The sequence below is a fragment of the Pseudomonas sp. C9-3 genome (assembly GCF_032392015.1).
GTDB classification, from domain to species: Bacteria; Pseudomonadota; Gammaproteobacteria; order Pseudomonadales; family Pseudomonadaceae; genus Pseudomonas; species Pseudomonas nitroreducens.
In genome coordinates this window covers 3708894-3727668 of record NZ_CP135919.1, presented here as the reverse complement: position 1 = coordinate 3727668, position 18775 = coordinate 3708894, and the positions used below count along the sequence as shown (strand labels likewise).

Annotated in this window: 16 protein-coding genes; 9 read left to right on the top strand and 7 right to left on the bottom strand. The window is 62.1% G+C overall.

Annotated features, from left to right (window positions below):
- Positions 1–277: 277 nt before the first annotated feature.
- A complete protein-coding gene (locus RS899_RS16865) occupies positions 278–493 on the bottom strand; it encodes a hypothetical protein (protein ID WP_054909201.1) in 216 nt (71 codons plus the stop codon).
- A 199-nt stretch (positions 494–692) separates the two neighbouring features.
- Between RS899_RS16865 and RS899_RS16860 the strand changes: the two genes are divergently transcribed.
- Positions 693–1223 carry a hypothetical protein gene (locus RS899_RS16860; protein WP_054909202.1) on the top strand — a complete coding sequence of 177 codons (531 nt, stop codon included), beginning with the start codon at positions 693–695 and terminating at the stop codon, positions 1221–1223.
- On the opposite strand, the gene RS899_RS16855 is transcribed toward RS899_RS16860, so the two are convergent.
- A complete protein-coding gene (locus RS899_RS16855; RefSeq protein ID WP_054909203.1) occupies positions 1214–1426 on the bottom strand; it encodes a helix-turn-helix domain-containing protein in 213 nt (70 codons plus the stop codon). The genes RS899_RS16860 and RS899_RS16855 overlap by 10 nt on opposite strands.
- Before the next feature lie 121 nt (positions 1427–1547).
- On the opposite strand from RS899_RS16855, the gene RS899_RS16850 reads away from it, so the two are divergent.
- Complete coding sequence (locus tag RS899_RS16850) at positions 1548–1961, top strand: helix-turn-helix domain-containing protein (protein WP_233299474.1); 414 nt, start codon at positions 1548–1550, stop codon at positions 1959–1961.
- A 9-nt stretch (positions 1962–1970) separates the two neighbouring features.
- On the opposite strand, the gene RS899_RS16845 is transcribed toward RS899_RS16850, so the two are convergent.
- Positions 1971–2852, bottom strand: a complete 882-nt coding sequence (locus RS899_RS16845) for a DUF6685 family protein (RefSeq protein WP_315807638.1) — start codon at positions 2850–2852, stop codon at positions 1971–1973.
- 149 nt (positions 2853–3001) lie between these two features.
- On the opposite strand from RS899_RS16845, the gene RS899_RS16840 reads away from it, so the two are divergent.
- Both RS899_RS16840 and RS899_RS16835 read left to right on the top strand, forming a co-directional pair.
- Complete coding sequence (locus RS899_RS16840) at positions 3002–3223, top strand: DUF2835 domain-containing protein (protein WP_315807637.1); 222 nt, start codon at positions 3002–3004, stop codon at positions 3221–3223.
- Positions 3224–3276: 53 nt separating this feature from the next.
- On the top strand, positions 3277–4302 hold the full coding sequence (locus RS899_RS16835; RefSeq protein ID WP_233299472.1) for a quinone-dependent dihydroorotate dehydrogenase: 1026 nt from the start codon (positions 3277–3279) through the stop codon (positions 4300–4302).
- Between the two features lie 103 nt (positions 4303–4405).
- Here RS899_RS16835 and rmf read toward each other — a convergent pair whose 3' ends face one another.
- Entirely contained in the window at positions 4406–4624 is a 219-nt protein-coding gene (gene rmf / locus RS899_RS16830; RefSeq protein ID WP_081519407.1) for a ribosome modulation factor, read from the bottom strand.
- A gap of 474 nt (positions 4625–5098) precedes the next feature.
- On the opposite strand from rmf, the gene rlmKL reads away from it, so the two are divergent.
- Positions 5099–7282: a bifunctional 23S rRNA (guanine(2069)-N(7))-methyltransferase RlmK/23S rRNA (guanine(2445)-N(2))-methyltransferase RlmL gene (rlmKL, locus tag RS899_RS16825; RefSeq protein ID WP_315807636.1), complete on the top strand. Its 2184-nt coding sequence runs from the start codon at positions 5099–5101 to the stop codon at positions 7280–7282.
- Positions 7283–7383: 101 nt separating this feature from the next.
- Positions 7384–9795: a sensor domain-containing diguanylate cyclase gene (locus RS899_RS16820; RefSeq protein ID WP_024765086.1), complete on the top strand. Its 2412-nt coding sequence runs from the start codon at positions 7384–7386 to the stop codon at positions 9793–9795.
- 39 nt (positions 9796–9834) lie between these two features.
- Here RS899_RS16820 and dacB read toward each other — a convergent pair whose 3' ends face one another.
- A complete protein-coding gene (dacB, locus tag RS899_RS16815; RefSeq protein ID WP_024765085.1) occupies positions 9835–11271 on the bottom strand; it encodes a D-alanyl-D-alanine carboxypeptidase/D-alanyl-D-alanine endopeptidase in 1437 nt (478 codons plus the stop codon).
- Positions 11272–11525: 254 nt separating this feature from the next.
- Between dacB and RS899_RS16810 the strand changes: the two genes are divergently transcribed.
- Positions 11526–11873 (top strand): YggL family protein, encoded by a 348-nt coding sequence (locus RS899_RS16810; RefSeq protein WP_315807635.1) that lies wholly within the window; start codon positions 11526–11528, stop codon positions 11871–11873.
- On the opposite strand, the gene RS899_RS16805 is transcribed toward RS899_RS16810, so the two are convergent.
- The gene (locus RS899_RS16805; RefSeq protein WP_315807634.1) at positions 11854–12270 is read right to left on the bottom strand and encodes a response regulator; all 417 of its coding nucleotides are present in this window, start codon (positions 12268–12270) and stop codon (positions 11854–11856) included. The genes RS899_RS16810 and RS899_RS16805 overlap by 20 nt on opposite strands.
- Before the next feature lie 828 nt (positions 12271–13098).
- Here RS899_RS16805 and RS899_RS16800 point away from each other — a divergent pair.
- Positions 13099–13725 carry a response regulator transcription factor gene (locus RS899_RS16800; RefSeq protein WP_315807633.1) on the top strand — a complete coding sequence of 209 codons (627 nt, stop codon included), beginning with the start codon at positions 13099–13101 and terminating at the stop codon, positions 13723–13725.
- A 92-nt stretch (positions 13726–13817) separates the two neighbouring features.
- Complete coding sequence (locus RS899_RS16795; RefSeq protein ID WP_315807632.1) at positions 13818–17378, top strand: transporter substrate-binding domain-containing protein; 3561 nt, start codon at positions 13818–13820, stop codon at positions 17376–17378.
- 14 nt (positions 17379–17392) lie between these two features.
- Here RS899_RS16795 and RS899_RS16790 read toward each other — a convergent pair whose 3' ends face one another.
- Complete coding sequence (locus tag RS899_RS16790; RefSeq protein WP_054910463.1) at positions 17393–18724, bottom strand: deoxyguanosinetriphosphate triphosphohydrolase; 1332 nt, start codon at positions 18722–18724, stop codon at positions 17393–17395.
- Between the last annotated feature and the right edge of the window lie 51 nt (positions 18725–18775).

Below are 18775 nucleotides of genomic sequence, written 5' to 3'. Positions count from 1 at the left end.
CGGGACATGTTCGCAAGCAAGCTCGCTCCTGCCAGGAGCGCTGCTCAGCTGGATTGTAGGAGCGAGCTTGCTCGCGAACAGTTCAGACGGAGTGGCGAGGCCTTCGCCTACGTTGCGGGGCTTGGCAAAGCAGGCCACCCGAAGGGGAGAGACCGGCCCTGCGCGCACGCCAAGGCAGCGCAGACACTCCCAATCAGAAGAGCAGAAAGCAAGGCCGACAGGGCTGGCCTGCAGGAGCGCCTCGCAGAGGCAATCAGAAAAAGGGGGCGACGTGAAATCAGCTGCCGCTCCGCCCATCCTCGTGCGGCTCGGTCAGAGCCCGGCGGTACTTGGCGTACAGCTCATCGGACATGTTGCTGGTCCCCAGCATCTTCAGCGCGAAGGACTTCACCTGTTCGTTGCTGTAGGGCTCCTGCTGCGGCGCGGGCTGACTGGCGCAACCCACCAGCCACAGGGGCAGGGTCAGGGAGAGAAGGGCGAGGGCACGGTTCATGGTTTCACACGCAGGCTGGTTCGGGATGGTTGTCAGGCTATCAACCGCTCGAGGTGAGCAGAAATCATCCCGTTCGATAGTGGGTATCGTTTCTGGCAACTTCGGACGCTTTCGTCTGACGGAAAGTTCCCTACCTGCGGTGTTTTAGGGCGAATGCAGATATGCTTTCCGGCTGTTTATCTCTCTTCAGGACTCCCTCATGAAAGCGCAACTCGTCGAACTCCTCACGCTGATCAGCTCCGGCTGCCTGGCGGAGGAAGAGATCCAGCAGATCGCCGACGAGGCCTCGCAGGCCTATGCCGATCCTGCCGCCTTCCTCGCAGCCAATGCCGACATCAACTACGACGACAGCTTCCCCATCCCCCTGGGTGAATGGGTCGTGGTCGGCAGCTTGCCGGAAATCGTGCTGTTCATGGGTGACAGCTACGAGGAGCTGTTCGGCGAGATCCGCGCCTCCTTCGACCCCAGCGTCAACTTCGTGCTGCAGGCCAAGCAATTGCGCAAGGCCGAGCCGCTGGCGGCGCTGAATCGCATCCAGACCCAGCTCGGTGCGCTGTACCCGGAAAAGGGCGGGTACGTGCTGGTGGACTTCAGCGAGCCGCTGGATACCGAACTGCAGTGTGTGCTGGTGTATCGAAACGATCTGGAGCGCGTCATGGCACTCTGCGTGGAAGTCGGCATTCCCGCCATGCCGGCGTTGCAGGCCGCCCAGGAAGCCGATCAGGACTGATCCGGCTCGGTCATCAGGAGCAGGGCGGCCAGGTCCACCAGGGTTTGGCCGCCGATACAGCGCGAGGGGAGGTCTCCTTGCTCGATCCAGCGTTGCACAATGGCTTGGCGGTCGCCCAGGCCGATCAGCTGTGCAAAGCGCTGCGGCGTCACGTAATAGCCACCCGCGTGCAAGTCCGGGGTGAATCCTCTTCCCTGCTTCATATAGTGTCCCGCACCATCATGCCCCTTGATCCACGGGCTTGCGCCTCGGTCTGGATAGCCAATTTATCCTAGTAGTTGGGGTGTTTTTCGAGGCCTTCGCAGTCTCGGAGATGGACGACACATGATTAAGAAACGTTTCCTGTTCACCGCAGGAGAGAGACTACGGGCGCTGCGCTCACTGACGGGGCTGTCGCGCCGCGCCTTCGCCGAGACAGTCGGCATGAAGGCCAAGGATGTGGAGAACATCGAGTACGGCAACCAGCGCATGCGGGACCTGGACTTCCAGAAGGTCTGCAGCGTGTACCCGGATTTCAGCCGCTGGATCACCTATGAAGGACCGATCGATCCGGCCGAGGTGAGCTGGAAGGTGGAAGACTCCGCCCAGCGGGCAGCGGTCTACCTGGTGAAGCGCAACCCTCAGCTGTTGGCGACGGCGGGTCTCAGTCTCGAAGAGTGGCAGGCCAGGCATCACGCAATGCTGGAAAGCCTGGACGAAGAAGAGCGCCAGCTCCGCGAGGACGCACCTGAGGTGTGATACCGAGGGTCAGCTTTTGTTGCCGACGTCGCGCAGGTACGTGATCACATCCGGTGCTCCGGCCTCTTGCAGTCCTTGGCCGAAGGCATCCGACGCCGGATTGTCCCTGGGCAGCAGGAGGCTCTCCGGGGTTTCCGAGTTGAACAGGCCGAAGCGCGCGTAGGGCATGCCGGTTTCCAGCAGCAACTCCATGAAGGCTGCGTCGCTCCAGGCCCTCGACGGCATGGCCAGCATGTGGAAGTCGCGCTGCAGTTCATCCAGGACAGAAGCCTGTAACGCGAAGCGCTGGATTCGCGCGGGCAGGACGATCTCCAGCCCGCGGCGGCGGGCATAGACCACCGCGTTGGCCAGTTCGCAGGGGTGATTGTCGTCGTCCCAGAACAGACGCTCGCCATGCCATCCGGCGCTGCGTAACTGCAGTTGCGCCTTGCGCTCGAAACCGGGCAGGGCGACGCCCAGTACCTTGGTGAAATCGTTGTAGCTGATGATGCGCACCTTGCGGCACTGCTCGCAGTTGGAAAGCTCCTCCAGCCCTGCAAGCGGGCTGTCGACGAGGCCACGGCAGCACAGGCCGTCGATGCTGCGCATGTCGACTGCGGGATGTTCCTCTTGGCGGCTGCTTACCAGGCGCTTGAGTACGGCGTGGATGCGCGCCTTGTCCTCCTGCACGGGGCCGGAGAGCGCTCCGCGCGGCAGGTCGATCAGCCGGTACAGCGGCGGCCCGGACTGCCAGCCGAGGCCGGCGGGCCAGTCGGGTAGCGGTTCGAAGGGCAGGGACAAGCTCCGGCTGCGTTCGACGATGTTCCGTCCATCGGCGTTGCCGATGCCCAGGCGTTGGGCAAGGGCAGCCAGCCGACTGGTCACGCTGCGGGGGCGAGGTGGTTGACTCATGGACGACGCAAGACTCCCGATGGCCGATTGGTCAGTGCAGGAAGCGCCGGGCCGGATGCGCGGCGTATTGCCCTAAGCATAGAAAACCCTGGCGCCGTTGGGCGCATGCGTTGTGGCAAAATTCTTTCCTTCACTTCCGGGAGGCCTCCATGGCTTGCGTTGTGCTGGATATTTCTCTGTCGGCGGATCGGCTGCAGGCGCTCTATCGCGGGCATGCCAACCGGGTACAGGTACGTAGCCGCGATGGCCGACAGGTCAACCTGCCTGCTCATCACCTGCGTCCATTCGTCACTCACTCCGGAGTGCACGGCAGCTTCGAGCTGGAATTCGTTGATTCCGGGCGGCTGCTGGCGCTGCGTCGCCTCGCCTGAGCGAGGGCAGGCTGGCTATAATAGCGCCCCATTTTGCCGACCGATGCCCGACCATGTACAGCCTGGCCCGCGAGCTCCTGTTCAAGCTCTCCCCGGAAACCTCCCATGAATTGTCCATCGACCTGATCGGTGCTGGTGGCCGCCTGGGCCTCAATGGCCTGCTGACGCAGGCGCCCAGCAGCCTGCCGGTGAAGGTGATGGGCCTGGAGTTCGCCAACCCCGTGGGGCTGGCTGCCGGCCTGGACAAGAACGGCGATGCCATCGATGGCTTCGCCCAGCTGGGCTTCGGTTTCGTCGAGATCGGCACCGTCACCCCGCGTCCGCAGCCGGGCAACCCCAAGCCGCGCATCTTCCGCCTGCCGCAAGCCACCGCGATCATCAACCGCATGGGCTTCAACAACCATGGCGTCGATCATCTGATCGAGCGGGTCAAGGCGGCGAAGTACAAGGGGGTGCTGGGCATCAACATCGGCAAGAACTTCGATACCCCGGTCGAGCGTGCGGTGGACGACTACCTGATCTGCCTGGACAAGGTCTACGCCCACGCCAGCTATGTCACGGTCAACGTCAGCTCGCCGAACACCCCCGGCCTGCGCAGCCTGCAGTTCGGCGATTCGCTCAAGCAGCTGCTCGAGGCATTGCGCCAGCGCCAGGAAGACCTGGCCGTGCAGCATGGCCGTCGCGTGCCCCTGGCGATCAAGATCGCCCCGGACATGAGCGACGAGGAAACCGCGATGGTTGCCGCTGCGCTGATCGAGTCGGGCATGGATGCGGTGATCGCCACCAACACCACCCTGGGCCGCGAAGGTGTCGAGCACCTGCCGTTCGGCAACGAGGCGGGCGGCTTGTCGGGCGCTCCGGTGCGCGAGAAGAGTACGCACATCGTCAAGGTACTGGCCGGCGAACTGGGTGGCCGCCTGCCGATCATCGCGGCCGGCGGTATTACCGAAGGCGCGCATGCAGCGGAGAAGATCGCTGCGGGGGCGAGCCTGGTGCAGATCTATTCCGGCTTCATCTACAAGGGCCCGGCGCTGATTCGCGAGGCAGTGGACGCTATTGCTGCGGCCAAGCGGGCGTAAGGACAGGTAGCAGAAATAAGTAGGGCTCCTTTCGGAGCCCTTGGGCTTGCGCCCTTTTCCGCCCGGATGGGGCGGCTTGGGGAAGTCGTGGGTGACCCTGGATTCAGCCTGTTGCGTGCTGCAATTGGTTCACTCGTTGAATACCGGCGGCGCCGGTCAAACCATCCCAGTTGTCACCGCGGCCCTCACGCCAGCCGTTGAGCCAGGATTGCCGGGTAGTGGGATGGGTAAACGGACAGAGGTCGCGAGATTTTCCAGTAATGCCGTGCTGATAACCGCGCAAAAAGGCTCTTTCCAACGGATCACGCTTAAGTCTTCTCATAGGGTGTAGCCCTCACTTGTTGACTGTTATGTCCCGTTGGCCCCCCAGGGAGGCCGGGCGGAATGTTCCGCCAAATGGGGCGCATTGCCGGCGTGACGCGCCCCGCCCGACACCATTGCGGTGAAGGATTACCCCGAGTTCTATCGAAAGGTTCCGGGGCTGTGAATGACCAATTTGTCATAAGGACGTAACTCTTATGGGTTCAAGCCATAAGGTTCGCCCGGTTTGCAAAATGCCAGTACGGCATAACCCGCCAGGGGCGGGAGCTTGCCGAGGATCAAGAGGAATGTGTGTCTAATTGAGACCATCTCTCGTTCCGACGAGTGGGATGACTTTCTGCGACGCGAGGCCGCAGGTCGGTTCGCCGGTCCATCCCTGAAAATGAATACACGGGTCGCCTTGGTCGAATAAAAAGGTGGCCGACAAGGCCGTAAGCGGCTTTGCTGAAAGGGCTGCGGCCCGGGAATTATTTGCATGGCGGATTTGCACGATCTCTTCCTCACCTGCCCGAAAGGGCTCGATGGCCTGTTGCTGGAGGAAGCCCAGGCGCTCGGGCTGACCGAGGCGCGTGCCCAGGTTTCGGCCATTCGTGGCAAGGGCGACCTGGAGACGGCCTACCGTCTGTGTCTCTGGTCGCGCCTGGCCAACCGTGTGCTGCTGGTGCTGTCGCGCTTCCCGGTGAGCAATGCCGAAGACCTCTACCTGGGCGTCAACGCCGTTTCCTGGAGCGACCACCTGGAGGCCGATGGCAGCCTGGCCGTGGAGTTCAGCGGCAAGGGCTCGGGCATCGACAACACCCACTTCGGTGCGCTGAAGGTCAAGGACGCCATCGTCGATAACCTGCGCGCCGAGTTCGGCAAGCGTCCGACGGTGGACAAGGTCAATCCGGATATCCGCGTGCACCTGCACCTGGATCGTGGCCAGGCGGTACTGTCGCTGGACCTCTCCGGCCACAGCCTGCACCAGCGCGGCTATCGCCTGCAGCAAGGCGCCGCGCCGCTGAAGGAAAACCTCGCCGCAGCGGTGCTGATCCGCGCCGGTTGGCCGAAGATCGCCGCTGAAGGCGGCGCACTGTCCGACCCGATGTGCGGCGTCGGTACCTTCCTCATCGAGGCCGGCCTGATTGCCGCTGATGTGGCGCCGAACCTCAAACGCGAGCGCTGGGGTTTCAGCAACTGGCTGGGCCATGTGCCTGCGATCTGGAAGAAGCTGATCGACGAGGCCCAGCAGCGCGCCGACGTCGGCCTGGCGAAGACCCCGCTGTGGATTCGTGGCTATGAAGCCGATCCTCGCCTGATCCAGCCGGCGCGCAACAACATCGAGCGCTCGGGGCTGGCTGAGTGGGTGAAGATCTACCAGGGCGAGCTGGCGACGTTCGAGCCGCGTCCGGACAAGGGCCAGAAGGGCCTGCTCATCTGCAACCCACCCTACGGCGAGCGCCTGGGGGATGAGGCCAGCCTGCTGTACCTCTACCAGCATCTGGGCGAGCGGCTTCGCCAGAGCTGCCTGGGCTGGAGCGCCGGGGTGTTCACCGGCGCGCCGGAGCTGGGCAAGCGCATGGGTATCCGCAGCCACAAGCAGTACGCGTTCTTCAACGGCGCATTGCCGTGCAAGCTGATCATGCTCGACGTGGAGCCGCGCCAGTTCGTGACCGGCGAGCGCGGTGAGCGTAGCGAAGCGTCACCGGTTCAGGGCGCCGCGGTGATCGAGCAGGCTCGCCTGAGCGAGGGTGGGCAGATGTTCGCCAATCGCCTGCAGAAGAACGTCAAGGCGCTGGGCAAGTGGGCGCGCAAGGAAAAGATCGAGTGCTACCGGGTGTATGACGCCGATATGCCCGAGTACGCCCTGGCTGTGGATCTCTACCGTGACTGGGCGCACGTGCAGGAGTACGCGGCACCCAAGTCCATCGACCCGGAGAAGGCCCAGACCCGCCTGCTCGATGCACTGGCGGCGCTGCCGCAAGCCCTGGGTATTCCCACCGAGCGCATCGTGATCAAGCGTCGCGAGCGCCAGGCCGGTAAGAAGCAGTACGAGCGGCAGAATGCCGAAGGCCGTTTCATGGAAGTGGAAGAGGGCGGCGTGAAGCTGCTGGTCAACCTGACTGACTACCTCGACACCGGTCTGTTCCTCGATCACCGCCCGATCCGTCTGCGCATCCAGCGCGAGGCTGCCGGCAAGCGCTTCCTCAACCTGTTCTGCTACACCGCCACGGCGACCGTGCATGCGGCCAAGGGCGATGCGCGCAGCACCACCAGTGTTGACCTGTCCAAGACCTACCTGGACTGGGCGCGGCGCAACCTGTCGCTCAACGGCTTCTCCGACAAGCAGCGCCTGGTGCAGAGCGACGTGATGGAATGGCTGCGCGAAGACCGCGGCGAGTACGACCTGGTCTTCATCGACCCGCCGACCTTCTCCAACTCCAAGCGCATGGAAGGGGTATTCGACGTGCAGCGTGACCATGTCGAGCTGATCGACCTGGCCATGGCGCGGCTGGCCAAGGGTGGGGTGCTGTACTTCTCCAACAACTTCCGCAAGTTCGAGTTGGATGAAGGGCTGTCGGCGCGCTATCAGGTCGAGGATATCAGCGCCCAGACGCTGGACCAGGATTTTGCCCGCAATAGCAAGATCCACCGCGCCTGGCGCATCACCGTCCGTTGAAGTCCCTGCGGCGCGCGGCAGGGGCCGTGCGTCGCGCGGGCGCTGGGCAAATGGCCATCGGCTGCTATAAAAACTGAGTAACCCTGAGATCGGGATTCCACATGACTCAGTTGCCGGCCTACGAGCAGTTGCCCGTTGCTCAGGGAGTCGTCAGCCAGAAGAAGGCTCTGCGCGCCGCCGGCCTGGTGCTGGCGGCAGGTCTGCTGCTGACCGCCCTGTTGGGCTGGAATGTCTGGCGTAACGCCCGTATAGCCCTCGAGCAGCAGTTCTCCCTGGCCGCCAATGAGCGGATCGACCGGGTCCGCGAGCGGTTCACGATACAGCAGAGTGAACTGGAGTCGATCCAGCGCTTCTTCGAGAATTCCAGATCGGTCTCCAGAGAGGAGTTCGAACATTTCGTCAGCCCCCTGCTGGGCGACACCCTGGGCTATGCCTGGCTGCCCCATGTGGCGCAGCACGACCGGGAGGCTTTCGAAGCCCGCGCCCATGCTGCCGGGATGCTCGACTACATGCTGTTCGAGCTCAACCTGCAGGGGCAGCCGATTCCCGCGCAGGTCCGGGACAACTACTTCCCTGTCCTTTATGGTGCCTCCGAGTATCTGGAGGAAATGCCGCTGGGGCTGGATCTCAACTCGACGTTGCCGGGGCGCGAGCTGACCCGGCGCGTAGTGAAGACGCGCGCTGTTGCGGCCTCTATCCCGGTGGTCCTGCCCGGCGCACCGCCGGCCGATTCCACCGGGGTACTGCTGGCGGCGCCCTTCTACCGGACCAGCGTGACGCCCAGCCCAACGGCAGAAACCCGCGTCGGGATCCAGGGCATCCTGCTGGCGGCCATCAGTTATCGGCTGCTCATCGAGCAGGGCGTGGAGGGGCGCGAGGAGCAACTGGCCCTGACATTGCGCGATTCCGGCGACCTGCGCCCGGATGTCCCCCTGTATCGAAGCCCGGTGTCCCCCGACCAGACGGCAGGGTTGGTGGCCGAGCGCCACCTGGCATTCGCTGGTCGCGACTATCTGGTGCGCGTCGAGCCGTCCAGCGACTTTCTGCGGCGCAACCAGGGGCATCCTCAGCTGTGGGTGATCTTCGCGGGCGGGCTGACCTCCCTGTTGCTTGCCGGTTATGTCCTGATCCTGCTGGGCCAGCGTCAGCGGGCGCTGCAACTGGTGGGAGAGCGCACGGCCGAACTGCGCGCCAACCAACTGGAGCTGCAGGAGAACCAGGCGCGCCTGCATTTCGCCATGGACAGCGCCGGTCATGGCGTATGGGACTGGAGCCTGGATAGCGGCAGCGTCTTCTACTCCCACGCCTGGAAAGCGATGCTTGGCTACCGCGACAGCGAGGTGGGCACCACGACCGACGAAAGCCTGAGTCGCGTCCATCCAGACGACAAGGTGGCACGTTGCGAAGCGTTGCGCCGGCATCTTCGTGGCGAGACTTCGCTCTACCAGAGCGAACATCGGTTGCGCTGCAAGAGTGGGCGCTGGCTCTGGGTACTCGATCGCGGGCAGGTGGTGGAGCGCGACAACGACGGCGCGGCGCGGCGCATGATCGGTACCCAGACCGACATCAGTTCGCGCAAGGCCGCAGAACTGGAGCTGGGCGAGGTGAATAGCCGTCTGCACGGCCTGCTCGATGCGGCGACCCAGGTTGCCATCGTGTCGACCGACCTGCGCGGGTTCGTGCGCAGCTTCAATGTGGGGGCCGAACGCATGTTCGGCTACAGCGCCCAGGAGGTGATCGGGAGGCCGGTGCCGGAGAACGTCTTCGTCAAGGACGAAATCCGCCGTCGTGCGCAGGATCTGTCGAGCATCCTCGGCCGTGAGATTCGCGGCTTCGAAGTGGTCGGAGCATTGGTCGGCGAGGGGCACGAGGAGCACGAGTGGACCTGCGTGCGTCGAGATGGCCGGCAACTGAAGATCAATCTGATCATCACCGGCGTGCGCGATTCGTCTGGCAGCACCACCGGTTACCTGGGCATCGCCACCGACATCACCCGGCGCAAGGAAGCGGAGCTGGAGCTGCGGCGCCTTTCGGTCACCGATGCGCTCACCGGCATCCACAACCGCCGTTATTTCAAGGAGCAATTGGACCAGGCCATGGCGCGCTGCTCGCGCAGCGGCGAGCCGCTGTCGCTGGTGATGTTCGACATCGACCACTTCAAGAATATCAACGACCGCTTTGGCCACGAGGCGGGGGATATCGTGCTGGTGACCTTGTGCCAGCGCATTTCCCAGCGCCTGCGCAAGGTGGATGTGTTCTGTCGCCTGGGAGGCGAGGAGCTGGTGGTGCTCTGCCCGGGCAGTACTACGGAGCAGGCCTGGCAACTGGCCGAGGCTCTGTGGCAGGCACTGCGTGGTCAGCCGATGGAGGGAGTGGGCGTGGTCACGGCGAGCTTCGGAGTCGCCTCCTGGTCCCCTGGGGAAAGCGCCGATGATCTGATGCGCAAGGTGGACCGAGCGGTCTATCGCGCCAAGCGCCTGGGGCGCGACCGTCTGGAAAAGGTCGAAGCCTGATGCGAAAACCCCGGCCTGTTGGCCGGGGCTTGCGTTGGATCAGTGCTTGGTGCTGCTGTAGAGATCCAGCAGTACCTGGTCGAGGATCGACGAGGCACCCCAGGGGCGGTTGCTGTTGAGAATTGCCACCACGACCCAGGTGCGGCCGTTGGCGTCGCGGCTGAAGCCGGCAAGTGCGCGTACGGTGTTCAGGGTGCCGGTCTTAACGTGGGCTTCGCCGGCCATGGGCGTGCCGCGCAGGCGTTTACGCATGGTGCCGTCCTTCGCCACGATCGGCAGCGAGGAAATGTACTCGGCAGCATAGGGGCTGTGCCACGCGGCTTGCAGCATGGCAGCCATCTCGCGAGCGCTGACGCGCTCGTCGCGGGACAGGCCGGAGCCGTTCTCCATCACCAGGTGGCTGGCGGTAATGCCCTTGCGCGCCAGCCACTGGCGGATCACCCGCTGCGCGGCCTGGGCGTCGTCTGCGTCGGCGCCGTTGCGGTACTGGCGGCCGACCGAGAGGAACAGCTGGCGGGCCATGGTGTTGTTACTGAACTTGTTGATGTCGCGGATGATTTCCACGACGTCCGGCGACATGGCCCGGGCCACCAGGGTAGCGTTCTTCGGCACAGCGCCTTCGCGGTCCTTGCCGAGGATGCTGCCGCCCAGTTCCTGCCAGATGCCGCGCACGGCACCCGCGGTATATGCGGGGTGTTCGAGAAGGGACATGTAGGTCTGCGCGCTGCAGCCTTGCGGAATCTGCCCGGTGGCGACCAGCGAGGTGCCGTCGAACTGGGTTACCGGGTTGAAACGCAGCTTCGGCCAGGCCGGGCAGGCAGCGGCCTTGCTTACCTGGATCTGGTTGTCGATACGCACGTTCGCCAGCGGCGGGTCCATCAGGACAGTGGCTTTGCTGCCCTCGGTGCGGATTACCAGGCGCACGCTCTTCAGGTTGACCATCAGCGAGTCGGGGCCGACCAGGAACGGCTTGTTGTCGTCGCCGCCGTCGTCATTGAACACCGGCAACTGCGGAATATTGAAGTAGCTGCGGTCCAGCACAAGGTCGCCGGTGACCTTGAGCACGCCATTGGCGCGCAGGTCGCGCATCATCAACCAGAGTTTCTCCAGGTTCAGCTTCGGGTCGCCGCCGCCCTTCAGATACAGGTTGCCGTTCAGGACGCCGTCCTTGAGCTGGCCGTCGGTGTAGAACTCGGTCTGCCACTGATAGGTCGGGCCGAGCATCTCTAGGGCGGCATAGGTGGTGAACAGCTTCATGGTCGACGCCGGGTTCACCGAGACGTCGGAGTTGAAATAAGTGGCGTTACCGGGGCCTTCGAGCGGAATCATCACCAGCGAGAGAGCGTCATCGGTGAGCTTGCTGGCTCTCAGCGCCTTCTGTACGCGCTCGGGCAGGGTGGTGTTGATCTGGGCAACGGCCGGTAAGGCAAAGGGCAGTAATGTGGCGAGAGCGAGGACGCGCAGAGACTTGAACATAGAAAAGATGACATCCCAGTGGTCGGGCATTGACTTGAAAAAATGAAAAGATGAAGCGCAACACTACAGTTGAAGTACTCCCTGTTGGACTGGGAGACGCGGCACATTATGCCGCAAGCCGTTCCAGTATGCGCAGGCCTTCGAGCGCCGGTCGTCTCGACGAGATACTGCGTGACTGTGCTGGCGCAAGTTGTGTATTTGGCTCGGGCACACTTGTTCGTCGAGTGGCGAAGCCCTCATGAGGAGAGATTCAGATGGCCACCCATCGTTCCCGTCGTTTACGCAAGAAGTTGTGTGTCGATGAGTTCCAGGAGCTCGGTTTCGAGTTGAGCTTCAAGTACCGCGAGGGTAAGGACGAAGACTCCATCGGCAATTTCTTGAAGCGCTTCGCCGCTGATGTTGTCGAGCCCAATGACCTTGTCTACAGTGGGTGCGATGAGTACGGCTTCATCTGCCTGGCCCGGCGTGGCTCGGTGAACAACGAGCAGCGCGAGTTGGTCGAAGGCTGGTTGAGGCAGCAGCCCGAGCTGGCGGAGTTCACCGTCAGCCCGTTGATTGATGCCTGGTACCCGGACCAGCCGGTCAATCCGCCTGCTCGTTGAGCTTGAGGCTCTCCTCCGCTCTCAGGACCTGCATCAGTTTCCATGCGTCGAGAGGTTTCGGCAGGCAGGCCAGGATGGGCTGGCCTCGTGCTCTGAGCGTTTTTAGCTCGGCCTGAAACTCGTCTACTTCGCAGCCACTGAACAGGACTGCGTGGAGAACGGTGCCTGCGTCGGCCAGCTCGCAGGCCAATTCGATTCCATTGACGTCCGGCAGATTTATGTCGCAGAGCAGCAAGTCGAATGGTTCTCTGCGACGTGCGCACGCTTCGCGCGCTTCCGTGGCGTCCAGTGCAGGAGTCAGCCTGAAGAATCCCAAGCGGTTCAATTGCATTTGGGTGGCGATTAACTGGAAGGGATGATCTTCGACGACCAGGATGCTGAGTTTGTTGTCCTGCACTATGCGCTCCTTGAAAATGCTGGATGCAGTTGATGAACGTTCGCCGAAGGTTCTCCAAGGGCAGGCATAAAGACCGGAGTGGCATGCTGTCCTAACTCTGAGTGTGTAATTGCGTATACATATTCAGAATTGAGGATTTTTCTTGATTTTGTTTCTGGTCACTATTGTGTTCAGGAAGTTGGATTTATTCTTCTGGCTTTGTATGTCTGCGGTATTGGGTGGCGTCGCCTGTTGCTCAGTTTTGGCGATTTTCAATTACCCTTGAATATTATCTGTTGCACCGTGCTGGGTAGGTTTCAATTCTCGTAGGAAGTGTCAGGTTTTATTCCGCGCGCGCTGCTTGGCGGGCGACAGCGATGGCCATCAGGCTTTGCCGTGCAGGCACCCTTCATGGATAGGGTTGAAGTCTGGCGCCTGCTGCTGCCCAAGTCTCGGAGTCGACTGATTCTCTGCGTCCGGAAAGGCCGAAGCATAGGTCTTATGTCCATTTTTTGCGTCCTGCAGTTCGACACGGTGGAGATGGCTATCCATTGTTGCCTGTGAGTTAAGGATGGGTGCATATCAACAGCCAGACAGATGGAGTATGCGGAGATGGTGTCGAGGTTTGTCAGCGCTCTAGGCCGAATTTTCTTGTGTGTTCTGTAAGAATAATCTCGCGAGAGAGGGGCGGATGGTGGAGGGAGGAGAGATTTTTGTAGGAATTATTTAGATGTTGCGTAGGAAAGTCCTCTAATTATGAATAATGAGGGTGGGTAATCTCGACAGAACAAGCTTCGCATATATCTTACGGGCAAATACTAATTCGATGGGTCTGTGGGAGGAAGCTTGATGAGCAAAGTTCTTATTGTCGATGATCACCCGGTCATTCGTATGGCAATGCGCGTGCTGCTGGAAAAGGAAGGCCATGCCATCGTTGGGGAAACCGATAATGGTGTGGATGCGCTTTCGCTCGTCAAGGATCTGATTCCGGACCTCGTCGTTCTGGATATCGGCATTCCGCGACTGGATGGCCTGGAGGTCATCAGTCGGATTTCCGCTTTCGAGCTTCCGCTCAAGGTCCTGGTGCTGACTGGACAGAGCGCTTCATTGTTCGCCATGCGTTGCATGCAGGCCGGAGCTTCTGGCTTCGTCTGCAAGCAGGGTGGCCTTGCTGAGTTGATCAGTGCGGTCAACGCCGTGGTCGCCGGCTACAACTACTTCCCCAGTACCGCCGTTCGCCAGACCCGCCGCAACAGCGGGCAGATGGATGACCAGGAACTCATCCAGCGCCTTTCCGACCGTGAGATGGCTGTCCTTCAGTACCTGGCCAACGGATATTCGAACAAGGAAATCTCCGAGCAGATGTTCATCAGCAACAAGACGGTCAGCACCTACAAGACTCGACTGCTGCTGAAGCTCAATGCTCATTCCCTGGTCGATCTGATCGAGTTCGCCAAGCGGAATGCTCTGGTCTGAGGTGTGTGATGTACCGCTTCCGATTGCTCGTCAGTGTGTTGTTATTCATCTGTTGTGGATGGGTAGTCGCGGAGCCGCACGATTGGACTGCAATGAACCTGCTGGCTCGTTCGACGGACGAGCCGGTCAAGGTGAAGTTGAACGATGCCGACTGGCAATGGCTCAGGGACAAGCGCACGCTGCGTCTCGGCGTGACTGCACCGGACTATGCCCCCTTCGACATCATGGCCAGCGGCACCGATCTCGAGGGCATCACGGCAGATTTCGCCGGAGTCATTGCCGACGCGCTCAATGTTCGCGTCGAGGTACGCCGTTATGCGGATCGCACCACGGCCCTGCTGGCTTTGGAGCGGGGGGACATCGACATGCTCAGTCGTTCCACCCGTTACGAGGCCATGCGTCCCGATGTAGCCCTTACGCAACCCTATTTTTCCAATCAGCCCGTGGTTATCGGTCCAGAGGGCGTACGCCTGGAGAGTGCCGCGCAGTTGGTGGGAAAGCGCATTGCCGTGGTCAGCGACTATTTCTCCGCGGATGAGCGCGACAAATACCTTTCCGGGACCACCATCCAGAGCTACCAGTCAGTGCGTCGGGCTCTGGAGGCTGTTGCCTTCGGTCAGGCGGACTTCTACGTCGGCGATGCCTTCAGTGCCCAGTATCTGATCAGCCAGGGATACCTAGCGAACCTCAACCCACTGAATTTCGCCGGTTTCGATGGCCTGGGGTTCAGTTTTGCAGTCACCGCCTCCGCGGATGAGCTACTGGACATTCTCAACCAGACCCTGGCTGCTATTCCACGCCAGACCAAGATCTCGATCCAGCGGCGCTGGAGTCCTGGCGGGGCATTCTCGATCGTCAATCAGCGCCTCATCCTCACCCCCCGGGAACAGCGCTGGCTTGATCGTCATCCTCGCCCGGTGGTGGTCGTGGATCAGGCTCTGGCTCCCGTCTCATTCTTTGATGCCCAGGGGCAGTTTCGCGGCATTGCGGCAGACGTGCTGGATCTCGTCCAGAGCCGCACGGGCCTCGACTTCGAGGTTCGCCCCCTGCCCAGCGTCACGGCGATGCTGGAGCAGGTGAAAACGGGCAAGGCAGACATCATCGCAGCGTTGACACCGACCAACCAGCGCGAAGAGTGGCTCGGCTTCACTCGTCCCTACATGACCGCCTCCTTCGTGGTCGTGGTGTCCGGAAAGAGCGACTGGCTGCATTCGCTGGGTGATCTGGATGGGCGTCGAGTCGCAGTTCCAAAGGGCTCGGTCATCGCCGATTTTCTGCGTATGCATCATCCGCAGGCCAAAGTGGTCGAGGTCGAGAACAACGTCGATGACCTGTCGATGATCAGCGAAGGCAAGGTCGATGCGGGAATTCATCTGCTGTCTTCCGCCAATTACCTGATCTCTCGCTATTACCCGGAGCTGCGTGTAGCGCTTGCCCTCGACCGGGAGCCGGGGCAGTTCTCCCTGGCTGTTTCCCAGACGGATCCGGAGCTCCTCGGTATTCTGAACAAGGCGGTCCTCGCCATATCCCCCGAGGACATGAGCAACATCGTTACGCGCTGGTCTGCCAGCATGGAAAGGCCGGACAGCATCTGGCAAGGCTACCGCACGCAATTCATCCAGCTCGCGTGGGCCGCAGCACTGTTGCTGCTCCTGCTGTTGCTGTGGAATTGGCGCTTGTGGTTGAAAGTCCGACACCGACAGGACTCCGAGCGCGAGCTCAATTACCGGCTCGCATTCAAGCGTGCCCTGATCGATGGTATTCCCCAGCCGGTGGCCGTGCGGGACCGCGAAGGGCGCCTGGTCACCTGCAATATCGGATTCCTGACGGAGACCGGTATGACCCACGAGACGGCCGGCGGCACCCGAGTTGCCGATTGCTCGTGGCTGGATGTGCGGGACGCAGCCACGCTCCAGCTGATTCATCAGCAGGCCATGGAACAGGATGGCAAGGTGGCCTCCGACCTGATGCTGCAGATTTGCGGCGATGTTCGTGAAATCTATTACTGGGCCACGCCATACCATGGGCCTGGCGGCGAGCTTTTCGGAGTAGTGACCGGCTGGATCGATGTTACCGAGCGAGAGCGCCTGCACCACCAGTTGGAGGCGGCCAAGGAGCAGGCCGAGGAAGCCAACCGGGCGAAGAGTACCTTCCTGGCGACCATGAGCCATGAGATCCGTACTCCGATGAATGCGGTGATCGGAATGCTCGAGTTGGCGTTGACTCGAGCCGATCAGGGGCACTGGGAGCGCGAGCCGGTGGAAGTGGCTTATGACTCTGCGCATTCGTTGCTGACGCTGATCGGCGACATTCTCGACGTAGCCAAGATCGAGTCCGGTCGCCTGACCTTGCTGCCGGAGCGAGCACACCTGCGTGAACTGGTGGAGTCCGTGGCCCGCGTGTTCGACGGGCTGGCCCGGCAGAAGGCCCTGGAGCTTCGGTTGGAGATCGAGGCGGACTCCGCCTGCGATGTGTTGATCGATCCGCTGCGGTTCAAGCAGATCCTGTCGAACCTGGTCAGCAATGCCATCAAGTTCACCGATGTTGGCCAGGTGCGAATCCGCGTCTCCGGGGAGCGGGTCGCTGGCGAACGCCTGTCCCTTGAGGTCAGCGTGAAGGACAGCGGTATTGGAATTTCCGAAGAGGATCAGCGGCAGTTGTTCGAGCCCTTCAGCCAGGTGGCCCGCAGCAGCCATTCAAGTCGTGGCGGTACCGGGCTGGGCCTGACCATCTGCCGCAAGTTGGCGGAAATGATGGGCGGGACGGTGCGTATGGAAAGCCGCCCCGGCGAAGGGACGACGGTCATCGTGCGGCTATTGCTACAGACTCTCGAGAGCCTTCCCGAAGGTGAGCTACGCCCGGCTCCGGACATGCTGAGGTCTGTTCATTCGCTGAAGGTGTTGGTGGTCGACGACCACGCTGCCAATCGGATGTTGTTGTCCCAGCAACTGGAGCACCTGGGGCATCGGGTCGAAGTGGCATCCGAAGGCTCGCTGGCGCTTCAGGCATGGCATCCGGGCGATTTCGATCTGGTGATTACCGACTGCAACATGCCGGTTCTCAATGGCTATGGTCTGGCGCGCAAGATCCGCGAACTGGAAGCGGAGATGGAGGCCGAGCCGTGCGTGATCTTCGGTTTCACCGCCAATGCCCAGCCCGACGAGGTCGAGAACTGTCGACGCGCCGGGATGGACGATTGCCTGTTCAAGCCCATTGGTCTGGACAACTTGCGGGTACGGTTGGAAGCGGTACCGAAGATCACCGCTGCCGATGACCGGTCAAGGGGCTATCAGGACAAGCGAGCCGATGGGATTGACCTGAAGTCCCTGCGGGAAATGACCGGCGGTGACCCCGGCCTGATTCGCCGCCTGCTGGAGGAGTTGCACAGCAGTAACCGGCTGGATATCGACCAGGTCCGGCCACTTTGGGAGGCGGGTGACTGGAAGCAACTGGCGGACCTTGCCCACCGCATGAAGGGCGCGGCTCGGCTGGTCAATGCGAACGCGCTCCAGGAATTGTGCGGCCAGCTCGAGGGCGGCTGCAAGGATGGTCTGGGCAGCGACGAGTTGCACAACCGGGCATTGGCCGTGGAACAAGCGATGGCGGCCCTGCAGGACGATTTGTTGGCGCAATTGCGTACGCTGGCCGCCTAGTCTGTGCGGCCGCTTCAGCTCGGGCTGGAGCGGCCGGTCATCTCGCGAGCCATCTCTGTGGCGTAGCTGTCGGTCATCCCGGCGATGAAGTCGATGACCCGAAGGAACGCGCGATAGAGTGTCCAGTCCGGGTCCGGCGCGTTGTTGCCGAGCAGATCAAGGATGCGCTGGTTCTTGAATGACGGCGTACTCCGGCCGTACTGCTCAAGCGCTGCACCGCAGAAGGAATTCAGCAGGATTTCGAGGGTGGTGTAGGCGCCGATCTCGTGCAGCGTCTTGCGCTTGTCCTGGAAGATCTTTTCCCGCGCCATGCCCTTGGCCCGCTGCACGCAGCGCTTGGCGGGGCCATGCATGTGCTCCACCAGGTCGCCTTGCAGGGTGCCGGCGAGCAGAGCCGGTTCCTGTTCGACGAAGGCTCGTGCGGCGGCGTTGGTCAGGTGCTCGATAGCCTTGCCGCGCAGGATGGCGAGCTTGCGCCGGCGTGAGTCCTTCGGACCGAGCTGGCGGTAGGTTTCCGGCAGGTCATCTCCCACCAGGTCGAGCAGCAGCGATTCGACTTCCGCGTAATCGAGCAACTCCATTTCCAGGCCGTCTTCCAGGTCAATCAGGCCATAGCAGATGTCGTCGGCCGCCTCCATCAGATAGACCAGTGGGTGGCGCGCCCAGCGTTCGTCCTCCAATTGCGGCATGCCGAGCTTTTGGGTGATCTGCTCCAGCAGCGGCAGTTCGCTGCGGTAGCAACCGAACTTGTGCTTCTTGTAGCCGAGGGAGTCGGCATGGCGTGCCGTCCAGGGGTATTTCAGGTAGGTGCCGAGGGTGGCGTAAGTCAGGCGAGTTCCACCGTCGAACTGGTGGTATTCGAGTTGCGTGAGGACGCGGAAACCCTGGGCGTTGCCTTCGAAGTTCAGGAAGTCGGAGCTTTCCTCTTCGCTCATGCCATCCAGCCAGCCGCGCCCGGCGGCCTGCTGGAACCAGTGGCGGATGGCATCCTCGCCGGAATGGCCGAAGGGCGGGTTGCCGATGTCGTGGGCTAGGCATGCGGACTGCACGATGACGCCCATGTCACCCGGGTCGCACCATTCCGGCAGGCGATCGCGGAGGATTTCACCGACGCGCATGCCCAGCGAGCGGCCGACGCAGGCCACTTCCAGGGAGTGGGTCAGACGGGTGTGGATGTGGTCATTGCTCGATACCGGGTGTACCTGGGTCTTGCGCCCCAGGCGGCGGAAGGCGCCGGAGAAGATGATGCGGTCGTGGTCTTTGTGGAAGGCACTGCGGCCGAGTTCGGCGCTGCTATGCACCGGTTTGCCGAGGCGTTCTCGGGGGAGCAGGGTGTGCCAGTCCATTCGTCATTCCGCAATCGAGAGAGTTACCGGCAACGCTAGCCGTTCGTGCCG